19 protein-coding genes are annotated in these 17,442 nt (G+C 66.2%); 7 read left to right on the forward strand and 12 right to left on the reverse strand.

Translation table 11 applies throughout. The annotated features are described in order from the left end of the window. Positions 1-61: 61 nt before the first annotated feature. Positions 62-961 carry a LysR family transcriptional regulator gene (locus QX094_RS00675; protein ID WP_316175902.1) on the forward strand — a complete coding sequence of 300 codons (900 nt, stop codon included), beginning with the start codon at positions 62-64 and terminating at the stop codon, positions 959-961. Here QX094_RS00675 and QX094_RS00680 read toward each other — a convergent pair. Together QX094_RS00680 and QX094_RS00685 are read right to left on the reverse strand one after the other, a co-directional pair. After that, positions 958-1,719 carry a hypothetical protein gene (locus QX094_RS00680; RefSeq protein ID WP_315716122.1) on the reverse strand — a complete coding sequence of 254 codons (762 nt, stop codon included), beginning with the start codon at positions 1,717-1,719 and terminating at the stop codon, positions 958-960. The two genes, QX094_RS00675 and QX094_RS00680, sit on opposite strands and share 4 nt — an antisense overlap. A 19-nt stretch (positions 1,720-1,738) precedes the next feature. Further along, complete coding sequence (locus tag QX094_RS00685) at positions 1,739-1,927, reverse strand: hypothetical protein (protein WP_315716121.1); 189 nt, start codon at positions 1,925-1,927, stop codon at positions 1,739-1,741. Between the two features lie 398 nt (positions 1,928-2,325). On the opposite strand from QX094_RS00685, the gene QX094_RS00690 reads away from it, so the two are divergent. Then, positions 2,326-3,279 carry a DUF2336 domain-containing protein gene (locus tag QX094_RS00690; RefSeq protein WP_315716120.1) on the forward strand — a complete coding sequence of 318 codons (954 nt, stop codon included), beginning with the start codon at positions 2,326-2,328 and terminating at the stop codon, positions 3,277-3,279. A gap of 32 nt (positions 3,280-3,311) precedes the next feature. Here the strand turns inward: QX094_RS00690 and QX094_RS00695 are convergent, their stop codons facing one another. Genes QX094_RS00695 through QX094_RS00705 form a run of 3 tightly spaced genes read right to left on the reverse strand, consistent with a single transcriptional unit; the run spans position 3,312 to position 6,155 of the window. Further along, positions 3,312-3,662: a DUF1491 family protein gene (locus QX094_RS00695; RefSeq protein WP_315716119.1), complete on the reverse strand. Its 351-nt coding sequence runs from the start codon at positions 3,660-3,662 to the stop codon at positions 3,312-3,314. Between the two features lie 50 nt (positions 3,663-3,712). Next, positions 3,713-4,399 carry a peptidoglycan-binding domain-containing protein gene (locus QX094_RS00700; RefSeq protein WP_315716118.1) on the reverse strand — a complete coding sequence of 229 codons (687 nt, stop codon included), beginning with the start codon at positions 4,397-4,399 and terminating at the stop codon, positions 3,713-3,715. After that, entirely contained in the window at positions 4,392-6,155 is a 1,764-nt protein-coding gene (locus tag QX094_RS00705; RefSeq protein ID WP_315768132.1) for a PAS domain-containing sensor histidine kinase, read from the reverse strand. Before QX094_RS00705 ends, QX094_RS00700 begins: the two co-directional genes overlap by 8 nt. A gap of 451 nt (positions 6,156-6,606) precedes the next feature. Between QX094_RS00705 and QX094_RS00710 the strand changes: the two genes are divergently transcribed. Next, complete coding sequence (locus QX094_RS00710) at positions 6,607-7,068, forward strand: DUF5330 domain-containing protein (protein ID WP_315753074.1); 462 nt, start codon at positions 6,607-6,609, stop codon at positions 7,066-7,068. A gap of 74 nt (positions 7,069-7,142) precedes the next feature. Then, positions 7,143-7,568, forward strand: a complete 426-nt coding sequence (locus tag QX094_RS00715; RefSeq protein WP_315753075.1) for a SufE family protein — start codon at positions 7,143-7,145, stop codon at positions 7,566-7,568. Positions 7,569-7,577: 9 nt separating this feature from the next. On the opposite strand, the gene QX094_RS00720 is transcribed toward QX094_RS00715, so the two are convergent. Both QX094_RS00720 and QX094_RS00725 read right to left on the reverse strand, forming a co-directional pair. Beyond that, positions 7,578-7,994, reverse strand: coding sequence for a MucR family transcriptional regulator (locus QX094_RS00720; protein WP_315716114.1), 417 nt, complete (start codon positions 7,992-7,994; stop codon positions 7,578-7,580). 230 nt (positions 7,995-8,224) lie between these two features. Then, positions 8,225-9,145, reverse strand: coding sequence for a hypothetical protein (locus QX094_RS00725; protein WP_315716113.1), 921 nt, complete (start codon positions 9,143-9,145; stop codon positions 8,225-8,227). 441 nt (positions 9,146-9,586) lie between these two features. Between QX094_RS00725 and QX094_RS00730 the strand changes: the two genes are divergently transcribed. Together QX094_RS00730 and QX094_RS00735 are read left to right on the forward strand one after the other, a co-directional pair. Beyond that, positions 9,587-11,239 carry a glycosyltransferase family 39 protein gene (locus QX094_RS00730; RefSeq protein WP_315716112.1) on the forward strand — a complete coding sequence of 551 codons (1,653 nt, stop codon included), beginning with the start codon at positions 9,587-9,589 and terminating at the stop codon, positions 11,237-11,239. 105 nt (positions 11,240-11,344) lie between these two features. Continuing rightward, positions 11,345-12,124: a class II aldolase/adducin family protein gene (locus QX094_RS00735; RefSeq protein WP_315768135.1), complete on the forward strand. Its 780-nt coding sequence runs from the start codon at positions 11,345-11,347 to the stop codon at positions 12,122-12,124. 108 nt (positions 12,125-12,232) lie between these two features. Here QX094_RS00735 and QX094_RS00740 read toward each other — a convergent pair whose 3' ends face one another. From QX094_RS00740 to groES, 5 genes are all read right to left on the reverse strand, one after another. Beyond that, on the reverse strand, positions 12,233-12,766 hold the full coding sequence (locus QX094_RS00740) for a hypothetical protein (protein WP_315768137.1): 534 nt from the start codon (positions 12,764-12,766) through the stop codon (positions 12,233-12,235). Between the two features lie 90 nt (positions 12,767-12,856). Next, positions 12,857-13,306, reverse strand: a complete 450-nt coding sequence (locus QX094_RS00745; protein ID WP_315716109.1) for an Hsp20 family protein — start codon at positions 13,304-13,306, stop codon at positions 12,857-12,859. A 251-nt stretch (positions 13,307-13,557) separates the two neighbouring features. Beyond that, positions 13,558-13,788 (reverse strand): hypothetical protein, encoded by a 231-nt coding sequence (locus tag QX094_RS00750; RefSeq protein ID WP_315716108.1) that lies wholly within the window; start codon positions 13,786-13,788, stop codon positions 13,558-13,560. Positions 13,789-14,049: 261 nt separating this feature from the next. After that, complete coding sequence (groL, locus tag QX094_RS00755; RefSeq protein ID WP_315716107.1) at positions 14,050-15,672, reverse strand: chaperonin GroEL; 1,623 nt, start codon at positions 15,670-15,672, stop codon at positions 14,050-14,052. Positions 15,673-15,714: 42 nt separating this feature from the next. Further along, on the reverse strand, positions 15,715-16,029 hold the full coding sequence (gene groES, locus QX094_RS00760; protein ID WP_008961795.1) for a co-chaperone GroES: 315 nt from the start codon (positions 16,027-16,029) through the stop codon (positions 15,715-15,717). A 222-nt stretch (positions 16,030-16,251) separates the two neighbouring features. Here groES and QX094_RS00765 point away from each other — a divergent pair, with 222 nt between their 5' ends. After that, positions 16,252-17,346, forward strand: coding sequence for a trypsin-like peptidase domain-containing protein (locus QX094_RS00765; protein ID WP_315753079.1), 1,095 nt, complete (start codon positions 16,252-16,254; stop codon positions 17,344-17,346). Positions 17,347-17,442 lie beyond the last annotated feature (96 nt).

Below are 17,442 nucleotides of genomic sequence, written 5' to 3' on the forward strand. Positions count from 1 at the left end.
TTGCGGGCCGGGCAGAGATAAGTAAAATATTGATCAGTGATACGCATCATAGGCTGCTCCTATGGATATCCGCGAGCTCCGCTATTTCTCCGCCGTGTTCGAGGAACGCAGCCTGACCAGGGCAGCGGCGCGCTGCTTCGTCTCGCAGCCATCGATTTCGCTGGCGATCGCCAACCTCGAGGCCGAGCTCGGCACCGAGCTGTTCCTCCGCCACCGCAAGGGTGTCGTGCCGCTGGAGGCGGCCGAGCGCCTGCAGCCGATCGCGCGCCGGATCGTCGGCGAAGCCGATGCCGCCCGCAACCTGTTCCGGCACGTCGCGCCGAAGCAGGCGCTCAAGCTCGGGCTCATGCGCACCCTCGACGGCCGGCGCGTGACCGCGCTGCTCAAGCCGCTCACGGCGCGCGAGGATCTCAGGCTTCACATCGTCGGTCCGACCGAGCGGGCCGACGGACGCATCGTCTCAAAAAGCCTGGTCGGCGACGGCGAGCATTTCCTGCCGCTGTGGAGCGAGCGCTATGTCGCGGCTTTGCCGCTTGCGCATCCGCTCACGCTGAAGCCGCGCCTGCGCGCGGCCGACCTCGCCGACGTCGCCATGATCGACCGCTGCCATTGCGAGCACAGCGCGCTGGCGCGACGCAGCGGCGGGCCGCGCGAGATCGCCGCCATCGCCGAAACCGAGGATTGGGCCCTGGCGCTGGTCGCAGCCGGCGTCGGCGTCGCGATCGTTCCCGAAGGCGTCGTGCACGGCCGAAGCGACGTTGCGGTCCGCGAGATCGAGATGACGTTGAAGCGCCAGGTCGGACTCGCCTACTCCGCCGCGCGTGCTCCATCCGAGGCGCTGAAGATCTTGATCGCGACGCTGCGCGCGGCAGCGCCGCAGAAGCTCCGTGCGACAGCAGGGCGGCAAAAGGGAGCACCGGCCAAGCCAGGCCGGCGCCGGAGCAAGGTCGCGCCGGGCTAGCCCCGCGTCGTCAGCGGCCGTTCGATCAGGGGCCGCGCGGCGACCGGCGGATTGGCGGTCTGAGCCGCCAGTTCGTGGATCAGGCGATCGGCCTCGGCGGCCATGCCGTCGGGCGCCTGCAGCACCAGGCGCTCCAAGGCCCAGCGGTAGGACGAGACGCGCTGCTCCAGGCTGATCTGCACCCATTGCACGATCAGCGAGTTCTCCTGCATGCGCGCGACGGCATCGGCTTGCTCGCGCGGCGAGAGCTCGGTCATGTATTTCATGCTGGCATCGCGCTTGCGATCGAGATCGATGACGCGGATGGCCGACGCGAAGAACGGCTCGAAGCGGGTGATGTCGTCGCGCACGTCGTCGATCAGCTGGGTGTAGCGCGAGGCGTGCGAGCGGTGCGGCTCGTCGATCAAGGCCCGCCCATAGGCTGTGCGGTCGAACACGACCTTCTGGCGCCACGGCGAGGCCGACGGCTGATAGTCGCCGAACACGCTCTTCCAGGCAGGGCGCGAATGCGGTGGCTCGATCAGCGGATAAGCGAGATCGCGCAGCTGGCGCTCATTGTCGGTCAGTTGGAACTGCGACGGCCTGACGCCGACGCTGGCGGTGGCTTCCGCCCCGATCCATTTGTGCATGTCGTCATTGCGCATGTCGGCGCGGGTGCGGCCGAAATCGCCGCCGCTGCAGGCGCCGAGCAGTCCGCCGACGAGAACGAGTACGAACACCGGCAGCGCGCGCCGGACCGGATTCACGATGGCCGGCATTCCCGTTTCCCCCGACCTGTCAGCGGCGACGGCGACGGCGGCTTGGCGCTGTGCCCTCGCGGGGTCCGCTATCGTCGGTCGTGGTCTCGCGCTCGATCCGAACGACGGGAAGAATCAGGATCGTTCCCATGCCCTCCTGCGGCGCGCCGGTCACGGCAGGCCGCGCGCGACGCGCAACGTCCGCCGGGAATTCAATGATGGTCGCCATGTCCACTCTCTTTCGTGCCCGAAGTTCTTACCCCCTGAAAACTCCCCGTCGCCCGAACTTCGCAGGCAAGAGGGCACGCAGAACTGACGATCACGAATGCCGGCGCATGAAGCTGCACGTTGGCATTCGGCGCGGCGAAGATCAGGCTGGCCGCGTGACGCGGCCAAGGCGAGATCATCGAACGGATCGATTAAGATCAGGACGTGGTTAAGAGGATATTAATGCGCGTGCCGCCCGACACGGATCGCGTGCACCGGCGGGAGAGAAGGCAAGCCAGCGTTGCGCCTTTGTCTCACCGGGTCATTTCGGCCCATCTTCACCGATTGTTTTCCTTAACGCCGTATTAAAACAACTCCGCTCTAATCGGCGCAACGATTGCCGAAGTTGCGTACCCCGACATGACAAGATCATCGCTGTTCCCCGGCTTCGACGGGTTGCTCACGCTCTCGCGCCGCGAGGGCGTCGACATCAAGCCCACTCTGCTGCGCGTGCTGACCGACCTCTATGTCCAGGCGAGCGCGCATTCCGCCGACGAGGAGCGGCAGTTCGTCGAATTGGCCTCCCGTCTGGTCGACGACGTCGACGATGCGACCCGTGCGGCGGTGCGTGCGCGGCTGGCGATCTATCCGGCGACGCCGATCGAGATCCTGAACAAGCTGGGCTTGCGCCCGGCGCAGAGCGAGCCGGCGCCGCCGCTCGCCGGCCCCATTCCCGCATCGCTTCGCTCGTCGCCTCCGATCCCGCCGCGCGACGACGCGGCTTCCGGATTGTCGATGCAGCCGAAGGATGCCGCCGAGCTCAGCGAGATGTTCATGCGCGCCGCCTCGCACGAACGCATCGCCATCCTGCAGAACCTCGCCACCACGCCGCTGAGGCCCGCCGCGCCGACGCCGTTGCACCGCGCGGTGCATGCGATCGAGGCGCTGGAGATGGCCGCGTTCAACGCCGACGTCGAGACGTTCACGATCGAGCTCGGCGAGAGCCTGATCCTGCCCTCACGCATGACCCACGAGGTTGTCAACGATCCCCATGGCGAGCCGCTGGCCTGCGCCGCAAAGGCGCTCGGCATGCCGGCGCCGGTGTTCGAGCGCGTACTGCTGTTCCTCAAGCCCGAGATGGGCCAGTCCGTCCAGACCGTGTTTCGGCTGTCACGCTTCTACGAGCGGCTCAGCGAGCGCGCGGCGCTGATCATGCTGGCGGCCTGGCGCGGCTCCGGGATGGCCGCGATCAGGGCCAAGCATCGCACGGCGCTCTATGACGACGAACGTCAGCACGTCCGTGGCAGCACGGCGCGGGCCGGCACCGCGACGAGGCCGATCGTGCGCACGGGGACCGATGGCTTCAAGCGCTGACGCGCGATCGCTGTCCCGACTCTTAGCGATGATCAGGGACGCTCGCGCACGAGATCGAGAAAATGACGGCCCTGCCTGTCCTCGGTCTCGATGATCCAGGCGTCGGGATCGAAGCGCAGCTCCTTGACGAGCCGCTCCTCGATCTGCGCTTCCGCGATCGGTTGCGGCGATATCGGTACGAAGAAGCGGTCGATCGGCTGGCTGTCGTCATAGACGGTCTGCGGGGCGGGGACATAGAGCTGGGCCGTGCCATCCATCATTGCGACCTTGACGAAGACCGCGCCGGCTTCCTCCGCGCCACGGTGGCGGATCGCGCTGAACGCGCCGGCCGACTGGCAACGCCGCAGATAGGCGCTCACCCAGATGCTGCTCTTCAATCGCATGATGGTTCGATGCAGGTGCAAGCGCGCTGCAAGTCGCAGCCGCCCCTGCTCTATTCGATCGGGTGACCGATGACAATCGCAAGCTCGCGCACCAGGCGGTCCGACACCTGGCCCGTTACCGGCAGCTTGCGCTCGCGCTCGAACTTCTGGATCGCGGCCAGGGTGTCGGAGCCGACCATCCCCGTCGGCTTCAACTGGCCATAGCCGTATTCGGTCAGCGCACGCTGGACCGCGGCGACACGACGGACATTGCCGCCCTGCTGCGTCGGTTGCGGACGCGGCACGTTGCCCTGACCGCCGCTGACCGAGCGGACGAGATCGGCCAGAGGATCGGCATATTTCTGATCCGGACGCGGCTCGGTGGCGCGCTGCTCGACCGCCCTCTGCTCCGCCGCCCTGGTTTCGGCGGGCCGCGTCTCGATCACCTTCGGATCCAACGGCGAGATGTCCATCGGCCGGGGCCGCGGCAGCGGATTGGAGCTCGTCAGATGGGGCGGAATGGTCACAATCGACCCGAACATCGGCGCCGGATGCGGTCCCGATTGCAGGAACAAGGCATTGACGATGATGGCGCTGCCAGCCGCGCAGGCCAGCAGGCCCGCAAACAGATCCTTCGGACTGTACAGCATGGCCCGCAGCAGCCAGCCGCGCCCCTCCGCCACGTCGACGACGGCCGCAGCGGCGCGCTTGCGACGGCGCGGCGGCGCCGGATCATCCTCTGCAGCTCGTCTAGGCACTCTTCTTCACCTGCATGACCTGCCCTGGCTGGGCGGAGCGCGAGGGTGACAGCGGCGTGACGGTGGCGCCCGCAGCGGCCTCGGCCACGAAGTTGATCGGCAGCGCGATCGTGACCGTGGTCCCCTCGTCGATCTTGCTTTCTATCGACATTTCGCCGCCGTGCAAGGTCACGAGGCTCTTGACGATCGAGAGCCCGAGGCCGGTTCCCTCGTGACGGCGCTGGTAGGTCTTGCCGGCCTGGAAGAACGGATCGCCGATGCGCTTGAGATCATCGGCGGCGATGCCGACGCCGGTGTCGGTGATTCGCAGCAGCAGGCGCGCGCCGTCGACGCCCGCCGAGACTGTGACATGGCCGCCGCGCTCGGTGAACTTGATGGCATTGGAGACGAGGTTGAGCACGATCTGCTTGAAGGCGCGCGGATCACCGGTGACCATCGGCAGGTCCTGCGGCACGTCGGCCGACAGATCGACACCGTTCTCGCGCGCCCGCAGCGCCAGCAGGTTGCAGCAATTGATAAGCGCCACTCGCGGCGCAAACGGCTCCGGCGTCAGCTCGAAATTGCCGGACTCCATCTTCGACATGTCGAGGATGCCGTTCACGACCGACAGCAGATGCTGGCCGGAATCATTGATGAGCTGCGCATATTCGCGGCGCCGCGCCGCGTTCAGCACCAGCACCTGCTCCTGCATCAGCATCTCGGAGAAGCCGATGATGGCGTTCAAGGGCGTGCGCAGCTCGTGGCTCATGGTGGCGAGGAATCGCGTCTTCGCGGCGTCGGCGCGCTCGGCGGCGCTGCGCGCCAATTCGAGCGCCTGCTCCTGCAGCTTGCGATCGGTGACGTCGCGCATGACCGCGACCACCTCCTGCTCCGACCCGCCCGGCGCCACGCCGATGCGGTCGAGCGGGCGGCAACGCATTTCGACCCAGATGAAATCGACCGGATGATGAAAGGCGCGGCCCTCGCCCGGCGCATCGCGGCGCAGGCGGAACTCGACACTCGAGGCTTCGCTGCCGCCCGCCGCTTCCGACAGCGCCGTGAGATAGGCCGGCCGGTCGGCGACATGGACCCGTTCGAACAGGCCGTGGCCGTGCAGCTGCGCGACCGGCGCGCCGAGCAGCGTCTCGGCCGCCGGCGAGATGAACATGACCGCGCCGTTGCGGCGGTGACGGGAGATCACGTCGCTCATATTGCGCGCGAGCAGGCGATAGCGCTCCTCCTCCATCGACAGCAGCGTCACGCTGGTGCGCGCGAGCGTGTCGGCGGCAAACGCGAGCACGGCCGCATAGAGCGTGGCTGAGGCGACGCCGAACGCGAGCAGCCCGGTGCGCAAGGCGGGGTTGGTCTCGGGCTTCGGCAGCCAGCCGAAATGACCGATGAGGATCAGCAGCAGCGCGCAGCACAGTGCGAGCCCCGCGGAGAACACGACGACGCGGCGCGAGGCCGAGAACGAGGCTTCCAGGGGGACGACGATCAGCCACACCGCGGCAAAGGATTCGATGCCGCCGGTCTCGATCGACACCGCCATGATCAGCGCCGACAGTGCCAGCGACGACAGCGCGCAGGCGCTCTCGTAGCGGCCGGTGCGCGACAGATACCAGGACAGCAGAATGGGCGCGATCAGCCAGGACAGCGCGCCGACCTCGAGCGCGCTCGGCGCACCGCGCATCGCGAGAAAGGCAGGAAACACGGCGAAGGCGGCGAGGCTGCCCAGCAGGCGCGGCGCGATGAAGGCGCGATGGCGCGCGCGCGTCATCGCATCAGTTCGAGCCGATGGATGCAATAACGCATCGAGACAATCGCGGATGATACTCAACACACTCACGGCTCTCGCGCCTCGGCCTGTCGGTGGTTCTCACAAAGAGAACGCGCCGGGACGCCCCCTGTCGTCGGAAGTCACCGTGTCAGACTCGCATTAAGCGAACGCTAAGGGCCAGACTGCGGTGAGCCCGCCATTCGGCCGGGATGGTGAATGCATCGTTTCCGGCCGGGCCTGCGGTTGCGAAAGCGGCGCGATCTACAGCCGGTTGCACGGCGCGTGCGCCCGGCGCCAATGAAAAATTTACTCCGAAAAAAATCCAGCGCCCGACTTCGCGAAATCTCAACCAATTAAGCCCAATGCAAGCAGTCGCGACATAGAACAATCAGCTGCGATCCCGTTGCGCGACTTGAGCACGCGAGATCAGCAGCACGGTCGGGGTTGCGTGATGTTCTTTCTGCTTCGGATGGCATTCTGGCTCGGACTCGTGCTGGTGCTGCTGCCGCGCGAGAAGAGCCCGGACGCCGACAAGCTGCCGCAGATCAATGCGCACGAAGCCGTGCAGGCCGCGACCGCGGCCGTCTCCGACATGAGCCAGTTCTGCAAGCGCCAGCCGCAGGCCTGCGAGGTCGGCGGCCAGGCCGCGACCGTAATCGGCCACCGCGCCCAGGAAGGCGCGCGCAAGATCTACCAGATCATCACCGACAAGTCCGACGCCGCGGAGAAGCCGGCCGGCGCCGACAAGTTCATCGGCCCGGTGAAGCCGGCCAGTCTCGACAAGCGCGGCAACGATCACACCGGCTCGATCGACGCCCCCGTGCTCGAGGAGATTCCGCCGGGTGACGCGCCGGCCGATACGCTCTCGGCCGACGATCTCGCCGCCGAATGGCATCTGCCGCCGACGCCCTGAAGCGACGGAACCGACTGTCGCTTTCGTCCTCCCGAACGCCTATATGAAGGCCGACATCGGGACCGAAGAGCATCATGACGATCGACGACATCCGCGACAATTTCGCCCTGCTGGACGACTGGGACGACCGCTACCGCTACGTGATCGAGCTCGGCCGCACCCTGGCGCCGATGCCAGAGGACGAGCACTCCGCCGCGAACAAGGTGCAGGGCTGCGCCAGCCAGGTCTGGCTGTCGAAGCACGTCGATCACAGCGGCGCCGTGCCCGTGCTGAACTATCTCGGCGACAGCGACGCCCACATCGTTCGTGGTCTGATCGCAATTCTGCTGACGCTGTATTCCGGGCGGACTCCGCAGGAGATCATGACCATCGATGCGCCCGCGGTGTTCGACGAACTCGGGTTCCGCGAGCATCTGACGCCGCAGCGCTCCAACGGCCTGCGCTCGATGGTCGAGCGCATCCGCGCCGACGCTCGCGAGGCGCTCGCCACGGCGTCCTGATCGGTTCGGCTACTTCTCCCGCTCGGGCCGCTGCTGGCCCAGGCCCATCTTCTTGGCGAGCTGCGAGCGGGTGACCGCGTAGTTCGGTGCCACCATCGGATAGTCCGGCGGCAGGTTCCATTTGTCGCGATATTGTTCCGGCGTCATGTTGTACTGCGTGCGCAGATGTCGCCGCAGCGACTTGAAGCGCTTGCCGTCCTCGAGACAGACCAGATAGTCCGGGTGAATCGATTTCTTCACCGGGACCGCTGGCCGCGCCGGCTCCGGCGCGGGCTCGCTTCGTCCCGCTGCGACCCGCGTCAGCGCCGCATGCACCTGGCTGATCAGAGAGGGAATCTCCGCCGCCGGTGTCGGGTTGTTGCTGAGATAGGCCGACACGATGTCGGCCGTCAGATCGATAAAGCTCTTGCCGACCGCTTCGGTCATCGAACCCTCATCCCGCTCCGCCCTGCGACCGTCGATCGCAAAGTATCCCTCGATCGCAAGTATCACTCGCGCCGAGTGGCAGCGTTGTCTCGCGATTCTGCAAGCAATATGGGCAAATGACTGGCAAAATAACAAGATAGTGAGGACTTCTTCTTGAGAAGTCTGTCACCCGCCAAGTACTGCGTACCGTACGCCAGCCGAATTCAACCTGACCGTGTGATCCGGCCGCGTCAGGTCCGGCCTTCGAGATGGGTGCGCAGCTCGTCGATCGACGCAAAGCGCATCATCCCTTCGGGCATCTGCGCCTCGATCGAGCCGTCGGAATAGAGCGAATAGGCCATCCCATCCACCACACCCGACTTGACGATGCTGACGGCCGGCGCGTCCAGGTCCTTCGGCTCAGGCAGCGGCGGGGTTGGCTCGGGTTCGACGAAGGCCGGCGCGGCCCGCGCCAAGCGCCGCGGGAACGGCGGGCGCAGAGGCTCCGGCGTCCGCTCCGGTCGAGACCAGCCGTCCGACGGGCCCGACTCGGTCGCGGCAGGCTCGTCCAGCGGCATGGGCGGCGGTGCGCCGAGGGGCGGTGACCGGAAATCCGTCGGCAACGGCTCGGCGCCGCGCTTCTCCGCGCGCTCCCGTTCCCGCCGCGACGACGACGCAAACAGCAGGTTGCGCTTGGGCCGCTCGGCGGGTTCGGCTGGCGGCTCGTCCGGCGCCGGCAAGGGCTCGGAGGCGCGCAGCGAGCCTGACAAAGGAGACGAGGACAGAGGCGACGACGACAACCCCGAGGACAGGGGAGACGACAGGTCCGGCATGCGGGGACGCGGACGTGGCGAGCCCCCCTCGCGCCAGACGTCCTCCGTCGGCGGCACCGGGGCGGTCTCAAAGTCGGTCTTGCTGGCGCCGAGCGGGAGCTGCAGAGGCTTGGCCTCGGACTCGGCGCCCGGACCCGACCTCAGCCGGCTCGAAATCACCTTCAGCTCGCTGAGGACGGCCGCCAGTCCGAACAGGATCAGCCCGCTGCAGACGCCAAGGGTCCCCGACAGGATCAGCGTATTGCCGACGCTGAACTCCTTGACCGGAATTCCCCAGGCGATCGCCCCGAGCCCGGCCAACACGGCGAGGGCTCCGGCGGCCAACATTGCACTCATCATCGAACTCATCCCCTAATGCGCCGGTTCCGGACGGTGTCCCGACCGAAATCACATTAGATAGCTGCGGTTGCGCGCGTCCTTGAATCCGGTTTCTAGTCCAAATCCGCGACAATTTGCAGCGGAAGTTCGGCCAATCCTGCTGAAGTTCTCGTCCGCCGTGCAGCCATCGTCATGATGTCGCCACAATATACATCGGCCAACCCTCGGCATTCATTGAGGTTCCTCCCGGGCTCTTCCGGCCCCTGTGGTTCAGCGGGCGTTCATTTGACTGTGCCAATATGGCGCTCAGCAGCCGAAATTCGGGTCCCCGCTGCGCTGCGAGAAGCATACCTTCCCATAATTCCGACACCTCGGAAGCCGGGACGCGCTATACGGAGGCGGGGAACACAGGCCTGAAACGCGGAAGCGGGGTCGCCAGGGGACGCCGGGTCACACTCAGCCATGACAACGATAACCACTTCGGTTCTTGAGACCCCGACGCGGCGGTCCCTCGAGCGGACGTATGACGATCTTGCACTGTTCGTGCTTGCCGCGGTCGCGGTGGTGGCCGGACTGACCTTCCGGGATTACGGCCTCGGCTGGGACGATTACACCCATGCCGAATATGCCGATCTGTTGCTGCGCATGTACGGCTCCGGTTTCAGGGACCAGGCGGCGCTGTCGTTCGCCAACCTGTATATGTACGGTGGCGGCTTCGACATGGTTGCAGCCCTGCTGCACAAGATCCTGCCGCTGGAATTGTTCGAGACGCGCCGGCTGGTCGGGGCCGTCGTCGGGCTGATCGGCCTTGGCGTGACCTGGCGCCTGGCGCGTCGCATCGGCGGTCCGGTGGCCGGCCTCGCCGCGCTGCTGCTGCTGGCGCTGTGCCCGATCTTCTACGGCCACATGTTCATGAACCCGAAGGACGCCCCCTTCGCGGTCGCCATGGTGGTGCTGCTGATGGGTCTCGTGCGCCTTGCCGAGGAGTACCCCTACCCCTCGCCGCGCACCATCCTGATCCTCGGCCTCGGCTCCGGCTTTTCGATCGGCTCCCGCATCCTGGGCGGCATGGCTGTCGTCTATGCGATGGTCGGCTTCATGCCGCTGTTCTTGGAGGAGTACCGCACGCAAGGGCCGCGCGAGACGATCCGCCGCTTCGCCCACGTGCTCTATGTGCTGATCCCCGGCCTGATCCTGGGCTACCTGATCATGGGGCTGATCTGGCCCTGGTCGATCATCGAACCGGCCAACCCGTTCCGGGCCCTGACCTATTTCTCGCACTTCTTCGAGAAGCCGTGGAAGGAGATGTTCGACGGGGCGCTGGTCTCGGTGCCGGACATGCCCTGGTCGTATTTGCCGACGCTGTTCGCGCTGCAACTGCCCGAACTGATGATCGCGCTGTTCGTCGCCGGCGTCGTGGCCTCGATCATGTCGCTGTCGCGGCCCGACGTGCCGGCGCGCCGGAAGAGCATCCTGCTGATGCTGACGCTGGCGGCGACGCTGCCGATCCTGATCGCGATCGTCAAACGCCCGGCGCTCTACAACGGCATCCGCCACTTCGTGTTCGTGATCCCGCCGATGGCGCTGCTCGGCGGCATCGCCTTCTCCTGGCTGCTGTCGTGGCTCAACGCCGACGAACGCCGCAGCTGGCAGCCGGTGGCAATCGCCGCGTTCTGCTTCGGCCTGCTGCTGCCGCTGGCGGAGATGATCCGGCTGCATCCCTATCAGTACACCCACTTCAACTTCATCGCCGGCACCGTGCGCGAGGCCGACACCCGATTCATGCTCGACTATTGGGGGCTGGCGCTGAAGCAGGCCTCCGACGGGCTGAAGGAGCAGCTCGACGAGCGCCAGGAGGTGCCGCCGATCGGGCACAAATGGAAGGTCGCGGTCTGCGGCCCGCAGCGGCCGGCCCAGGTCGCGCTCGGCCCCGATTTCACCATCGGCTGGGACAGCCACGCGGCCGACTTCGCCATGACGCTCGGCGAGTTCTACTGCAAGGGACTGACTGCCCCTGTCATGGTCGAGATCAAGCGCGACGACGTCGTGTTCGCCCGGGTCTACGACATCCGCGGCCGCAGCATCTCCAGCCTGCTGTCGATCCCGGCGCCGTGAGCGGCCTGCTCAGCCGCGCGACATGACTGCTCCCCCTGCCCCGCGCCTTGTCGCGCGGCGGCGGGCCGCCTAGGCTCGGGTCAGCCCTGGAAATCGGAGAATGCCATGTCGCCCGCCGAAGCGCGCCTCAAGGAAGTGCCGTCGAACATGACCGAGGCCGAATGGTCGCAGCGGGTCAATCTCGCCGCCGCCTACCGCCTGGTGGCGCTGTTCGGCTGGGACGACCTGGTGGACACTCATATCTCGGCCCGCGTGCCCGGCCCCGAGCATCACTTCCTGATCAACCCCTACGGCCTGCTGTTCGAGGAGATCACCGCCTCCAGCCTGATCAAGGTCGACCTCTACGGCAATCAGTTGTCCGAGAGCGAGTACAGCATCAATCCCGCCGGCTTCACCATCCATTCCGCGATCCATGAGGTCCGCGAGGATGCCGGCTGCGTGATCCATCTGCACACGCTCGACGGCGTCGCGGTGTCGAGCTGCGCCGACGGCCTGCTGCCACTGAACCAGATTGCGCAATACGTGACCCACGACCTCGCCTATCACGACTACGAGGGCGTGGCGCTGGACCATGACGAGCGGCCGCGGCTGCAGCGCGACCTCGGCAGCAAGAACAACATGCTTTTGCGCAATCACGGCACCCTGACGGTCGGCCGCTCGGTCGCCTCCGCCTTCGAGCGCATGTATCACTTGGAGCGTGCCTGCTCGATCCAGGTCCGCACGCGCACGCTCGGTCCCTCGGCCTATCCCGTGCGCGACGAGGTCATCGACAAGAATGCGAAGCTGTTCGACAACGAGGATCGCGTCGAGCTGCGCTCCACCCAGCTGGTCTGGCCGCCGCTGCTGCGCCGGCTCGATCGCCTCAATCCGGGCTACCGGAATTGATTGTCGCCCGCTGATCGGTTAGTCTGAACCCATCACCCTCTACGCTTTTCGGAATGAAACGCCGCCCAATTCCGGGCGGCGTTTTTATTCGTGCGATGACGTGCCCCGTCAGCAGCATCCTGCCCGAGCCATGCCCTGCCGCTCGGACGGGCCGTGCAGTTGCTGCAATTCCTCGGCCAGCCGCCGCTCGACGAAGCGCCGCTCGTGCTCGGCAAGGCGGGTGGCGAGCAGCTTGCGATAGCGCCGCACATTGGCCTCGCGCGAGAACCGCAGGCGGGCGGCGGGCCGCATCCTGCCGCTCGCGGCGCTGTCCATCGCGGCGCCATCGGCTTCGACATCGACGCGCGGAACGATGCGCATGGCTGCCCCGCCGCGTGGGCGCGGCGGCTGATCCTCGCGGTCGAGCTGACGCAGCGCGCCGAGCACGTCGGCCAAATAAAGCGGCCTGGCGATACCCGGGATCTTGCGCAGGCCCGGCTGCGACTCGACAGCATACATGTCCGACGCCCAGGACGACAGGATCAGCCGCTTCTCGGCCAGTGACAGCTTGCGGTCATTCAGCAGGTCCGCCGGCGACTCGTAGTGCGAGACCGGATGGAATCCGGCACTGCCCGCGGTGATCGAAAAACGGTGCTCGCTCATGGCGTCTCTCCTCTTCCACTCCTTTCACCAGAGACAGATGCTGCTACGGCGCGGGCGACACGTCGCCCGCGCCCTAGCTCGAACAAGGCGTCAGGCCGCCTTCTGCTGCGCGATCTTCTCGACCGGCGCCGTGCCGATGGCGATGCGGCGCGGCTTCATCGCCTCGGGAATCTCGCGCACGAGCTCGATCCGCAGCAGGCCGTTGTCGAACGCCGCGTTGGTCACCTGCACGTAGTCGGCGAGATTGAACTGCCGCTTGAACGGCCGCGACGAGATGCCCTGATAGAGGTATTCGCGGGTCTCCTTGTCGCCCTTGCGTCCTTCCACCGTGAGCACGTTGTGCTCGGCGGTGATGGACAGTTCGTCCGGAGCGAAGCCCGCCAGCGCCAGCGAAATCTGGTAGCGGTCGTCGCCGATCCGCTCGATGTTGTACGGGGGATAGTGGTCCTCGACCGCGCGCTGGGTCTCGTCGAGCAGGTCGAACAGACGGTCGAAGCCGATGGTCGAACGCCACAGCGGAGAGAAGTCGTAGGTCCTCATAGCCAAGTCCTCCTAGGAGCAAGATGGATACGAAGGAGCGCCGAGCCGATGCGGACTTCAAAGTCCCGGAGATGTCCGAGTACCAAGAGACTTCTGAGTACCAGACAACCGGTCAGCGCCCAGATTTCGACCGGGCCCTGATGGCACCCGGCGCCGCCGAAGCGGCAGCAGACGAATTAGAAAAGCCGGCATCCATTTCAAGAGGAACGGATCGATTTTTTTGTCGCAGCCTTTTCGCAGCGCAATACCCGTCAGGCGGCCACGGCGGACAGCCGCTGCAGCCGCATCGTCGCCTCCCGGAGCACGCTGACCAGCCGGTCGCGCTCGCGCTGATCGATGTCGCCACGCGACAACACGGCCTGGCAGTGCGCCACCACGCGTTGCTCGCTCTCGATCAAAAACCGCGTCAAGCGACGGGGATCGCCCATGCTCATGACGGAGGTCGGGTTGGGCGGCGGATGATCGTATTGCCAGGCTGGCATGATCGGGCCTGCGAGCTCGCGCTGCTGATGAGACCGGGCGGCGCGGCAGCGCTCAACCACACCTCCCGTCGACCGTCGGTCCGATCACAGCCGGCTCACTGAACGCAATTGTGGCCGGTTCTGGACGAACTGCGATCGCCAACCTGATTGATAGCTGCCCGTTGTGGCCGATCCACGACCGCACAGGGCAGCGATCAGTTGTTTGTAGATATTTCCTTCAGGCAGCCGGGGCTGGCTGCGGCCAGCCCCGGCTTCATCAGATCAGAAGTCCATCGACGGCGCGGCCGCGGCGGCGTCCGCCTTCTTCGGCTTGTCGGCCACCAGCGCCTCGGTGGTGATCAGCAGCGAGGCGACCGAGGCCGCATCCTGCAGCGCGGTACGGACCACCTTGGCGGGGTCGATCACGCCGGCCTGCACCAGATCCTGGTACTCGCCGGTCGCGGCGTTGAAGCCCCAGCCATAGGCATCCTTTTCCAGGAGCTTGCCGACCACCAGCGAGCCGTCCTCGCCGGCGTTCTGCACGATCTGCCGCACCGGCACCTGGATGGCGCGCCGGACGATGTCGACGCCGGCCTTCTGGTCGGCGTTAACAGTCTTGACGCCGTCGAGCACCTTGGTGGCGCGCAGCAGCGCGACGCCGCCGCCGGGCAGGATGCCCTCCTCCACCGCGGCGCGGGTCGCATGCAGCGCATCATCGACGCGATCCTTGCGCTCCTTGACCTCGACCTCGGTGGCGCCGCCGACCCGGATCACCGCGACGCCGCCGGCGAGCTTGGCCAGCCGCTCCTGCAGCTTCTCGCGGTCGTAGTCGGAGGTGGTCTCCTCGATCTGCAGCCTGATCTGCTGGGTGCGCGCCTCGATGTCCTTCCTGGCGCCGGCGCCGTCGACGATCGTGGTGTTCTCCTTGTCGACCACGACCTTCTTGGCGCGGCCGAGCATCGACAAGGTGACGTTCTCCAGCTTGATGCCGAGATCCTCGGAGATCGTGGTGCCGCCGGTGAGGATCGCGATGTCCTCCAGCATGGCCTTGCGGCGATCGCCGAAGCCCGGCGCCTTGACCGCGGCGATCTTCAGGCCGCCGCGCAGCTTGTTGACCACCAGCGTCGCCAGCGCCTCGCCCTCGACATCCTCGGCGACGATCAGCAGCGGCTTGCCGGACTGCACCACGGCTTCGAGCAGCGGCAGCATGGTCTGCAGGCCCGACAGTTTCTTCTCGTGGATCAGGATGTAGGGATCCTCGAGCTCGACCCGCATCTTCTCGGAATTGGTGACGAAGTACGGCGAAACGTAGCCGCGGTCGAACTGCATGCCTTCGACCACCTCGAGCTCGGTGTCGAGGCTCTTGGCCTCCTCGACCGTGATCACGCCCTCATTGCCGACCTTCTGCATGGCCTCGGCGAGGAAGCGGCCGATCTCGTTGTCGCCATTGGCCGAGATGGTGCCGACCTGCGCGATCTCGTCATTGCTGGTGATCTTCTTGGCGTGCGACTTGAGATCCTTGACGATCGCGTCGACGGCGAGATCAATGCCGCGCTTCAGATCCATCGGGTTCATGCCGGCGGCGACCGACTTCGCGCCTTCCTTGACGATGGCCTGGGCGAGCACGGTGGCGGTGGTGGTGCCGTCGCCGGCGAGATCGGCGGTCTTCGAGGCCACCTCGCGCACCATCTGCGCGCCCATGTTCTCGAACTTGTCCTCCAGCTCGATCTCCTTGGCGACCGTCACGCCGTCCTTGGTGATGCGCGGCGCGCCGAACGATTTCTCGATCACGACGTTGCGGCCCTTGGGACCGAGCGTGACCTTCACGGCATTGGCGAGGATGTCGACGCCGCGCAGCATGCGATCGCGCGCGTCGGTCGAAAACTTCACGTCCTTGGCAGCCATGTTCGTCGTCTCCTTTCTCTCGATGACTGTCAGTTGAGGGAATCACGCAGCCTTCTTGGCCGCGACGGGCGTGTCGATGATGCCGAGCAGATCGCTCTCCTTCATGATCAGCAGATCCTTGCCGTCGATCTTGACCTCGGTGCCCGACCATTTCCCGAACAGCACCCGGTCGCCGGGCTTGACGTCGAGCGGCACCAATTGCCCCTGCTCATTCCGCGCGCCAGGACCCGCGGCGACGATCTCGCCCTCCTGCGGCTTCTCCTTGGCGGTGTCGGGAATGATGATGCCGCCCTTGGTCTTCTCCTCGGCATCGATACGGCGCACGAGCACGCGGTCGTGCAATGGACGGAAATGCATGCACATCCTCCTTTACAGATCAGCGATGTCATAAGCCTCGGGTCCCATCAGGCCCCCGAGCGAGCAACGACCTAGGAAAGCCGAACTTTTCGTTCAAGAGGGTCACGTAAATTTTTTGGCACTCTCGGGGAACGATTGCCAGTGCGGCTCTTGAACCGGGCCGGCCGCTTTCCCAGTTCTGTCGTCGCCAAAAAATCCTGATCGCGCTTGTTGGGGATCACGATGCAGCTTCCGCCTTTTCTCCGGGCCGTCCTGGCGCCTGCCATTCTGCTTTGCCTGATGACCGGGCCTGCCTTGGCCCAAATTCCCGATCTCAAGCTCGGCCGGGTGCCGACGCTGGCCCCGCTGGTCAAGGAAGTGACGCCCGCCGTCGTCAACATCTCGGTCGAAGGCAAGGTCCGCCAGGACAATCCGCTCTACCAGGACCCGCTGTTTCGCGAGTTTTTCGACGTCCCCAAGCAGGTCGAGAAGCAGATCAGCGCCACCGGCTCGGGCGTCATCGTCGATGCGCAGCGCGGCTACGTCATGACCGCCAATCACGTCGTCGAGCACGTCACGACAGCGCAGATCCGAACCAAGGATGGCCGCAAATTCGCCGCCCGCCTGGTCGGGCGCGATCCCGCCACCGATATCGCGCTGCTGCAGATCAGGGACCCTATCGACCTCAAGGCCATCGCGCTTGGCGACAGTGATGCGCTCGAGGTCGGCGACTTCGTGATCGCCGTCGGCAACCCGTTCGGTCTTGGCCAGACCGTCACCTCGGGTCTCGTCAGCGCGCTCGGGCGAACCGGCCTCGGCAAGCAGGGCTACGAGGATTTCATCCAGACCGACGCCGCGATCAATCCCGGCAATTCCGGCGGCGCGCTGATCAATCTGCGCGGCGAGCTGGTCGGCATCAACACCGCGATCATCTCGCCCGGCGGCGGCAATGTCGGCATCGGCTTCGCCGTCCCGATCAACATGGCGCGGCGGGTGATGGAGCAGCTCGTCGCCAACGGCCGCGTCGATCGCGGCCGCATCGGCGTGACCCTGCTCGACCTGGATGCGCCGGCCGATGGCCGGATTCAGGGCGCGCGCGTCGCCGACGTCACCGTGGGCTCGCCGGCCGAACGCGCGGGACTGCGCAAGGGCGACATCATCGTGAAGGCGAACGACATGCCGGTGCGCAGCGCCACGCAGGTGCGCAACCTGATCGGCCTCACACCGGTCGGGCAGCGCGTCCGTCTCGTGTTCGAGCGCGACCGCGCGCTCGGCAATGCGACGGTGGAGGTCGCGCCGGTCACCGAAGAACGTGCGCGCGCGAGAACCTCGGGCTGAGAATTCAACTTCAGTTCGTTGTTAGCTGCGCATACCACGTGGAGTAAATTTTTACCGTGCATCAAGCATGCAGCGAGACGCCGATACCTCTCTAAA

Origin of the sequence: Bradyrhizobium sp. SZCCHNS1050 (assembly GCF_032484785.1) — a bacterium.
Taxonomy (GTDB): domain Bacteria; phylum Pseudomonadota; class Alphaproteobacteria; order Rhizobiales; family Xanthobacteraceae; genus Bradyrhizobium.

Coding starts and splice junctions, on each gene's coding strand:
- QX094_RS00715 (WP_315753075.1), top strand. CDS start 7,143: ATGACGATCGACGACATCCGCGACAATTTCGCCCTGCTGGACGACTGG.
- QX094_RS00740 (WP_315768137.1), bottom strand. CDS start 12,766: ATGAGCGAGCACCGTTTTTCGATCACCGCGGGCAGTGCCGGATTCCAT.
- QX094_RS00735 (WP_315768135.1), top strand. CDS start 11,345: ATGTCGCCCGCCGAAGCGCGCCTCAAGGAAGTGCCGTCGAACATGACC.
- groES (WP_008961795.1), bottom strand. CDS start 16,029: ATGCATTTCCGTCCATTGCACGACCGCGTGCTCGTGCGCCGTATCGAT.
- QX094_RS00685 (WP_315716121.1), bottom strand. CDS start 1,927: ATGGCGACCATCATTGAATTCCCGGCGGACGTTGCGCGTCGCGCGCGG.
- QX094_RS00710 (WP_315753074.1), top strand. CDS start 6,607: ATGTTCTTTCTGCTTCGGATGGCATTCTGGCTCGGACTCGTGCTGGTG.
- QX094_RS00750 (WP_315716108.1), bottom strand. CDS start 13,788: ATGCCAGCCTGGCAATACGATCATCCGCCGCCCAACCCGACCTCCGTC.
- groL (WP_315716107.1), bottom strand. CDS start 15,672: ATGGCTGCCAAGGACGTGAAGTTTTCGACCGACGCGCGCGATCGCATG.
- QX094_RS00720 (WP_315716114.1), bottom strand. CDS start 7,994: ATGACCGAAGCGGTCGGCAAGAGCTTTATCGATCTGACGGCCGACATC.
- QX094_RS00705 (WP_315768132.1), bottom strand. CDS start 6,155: ATGACGCGCGCGCGCCATCGCGCCTTCATCGCGCCGCGCCTGCTGGGC.
- QX094_RS00690 (WP_315716120.1), top strand. CDS start 2,326: ATGACAAGATCATCGCTGTTCCCCGGCTTCGACGGGTTGCTCACGCTC.
- QX094_RS00675 (WP_316175902.1), top strand. CDS start 62: ATGGATATCCGCGAGCTCCGCTATTTCTCCGCCGTGTTCGAGGAACGC.
- QX094_RS00695 (WP_315716119.1), bottom strand. CDS start 3,662: ATGCGATTGAAGAGCAGCATCTGGGTGAGCGCCTATCTGCGGCGTTGC.
- QX094_RS00730 (WP_315716112.1), top strand. CDS start 9,587: ATGACAACGATAACCACTTCGGTTCTTGAGACCCCGACGCGGCGGTCC.
- QX094_RS00765 (WP_315753079.1), top strand. CDS start 16,252: ATGCAGCTTCCGCCTTTTCTCCGGGCCGTCCTGGCGCCTGCCATTCTG.
- QX094_RS00745 (WP_315716109.1), bottom strand. CDS start 13,306: ATGAGGACCTACGACTTCTCTCCGCTGTGGCGTTCGACCATCGGCTTC.
- QX094_RS00725 (WP_315716113.1), bottom strand. CDS start 9,145: ATGATGAGTGCAATGTTGGCCGCCGGAGCCCTCGCCGTGTTGGCCGGG.
- QX094_RS00680 (WP_315716122.1), bottom strand. CDS start 1,719: ATGCCGGCCATCGTGAATCCGGTCCGGCGCGCGCTGCCGGTGTTCGTA.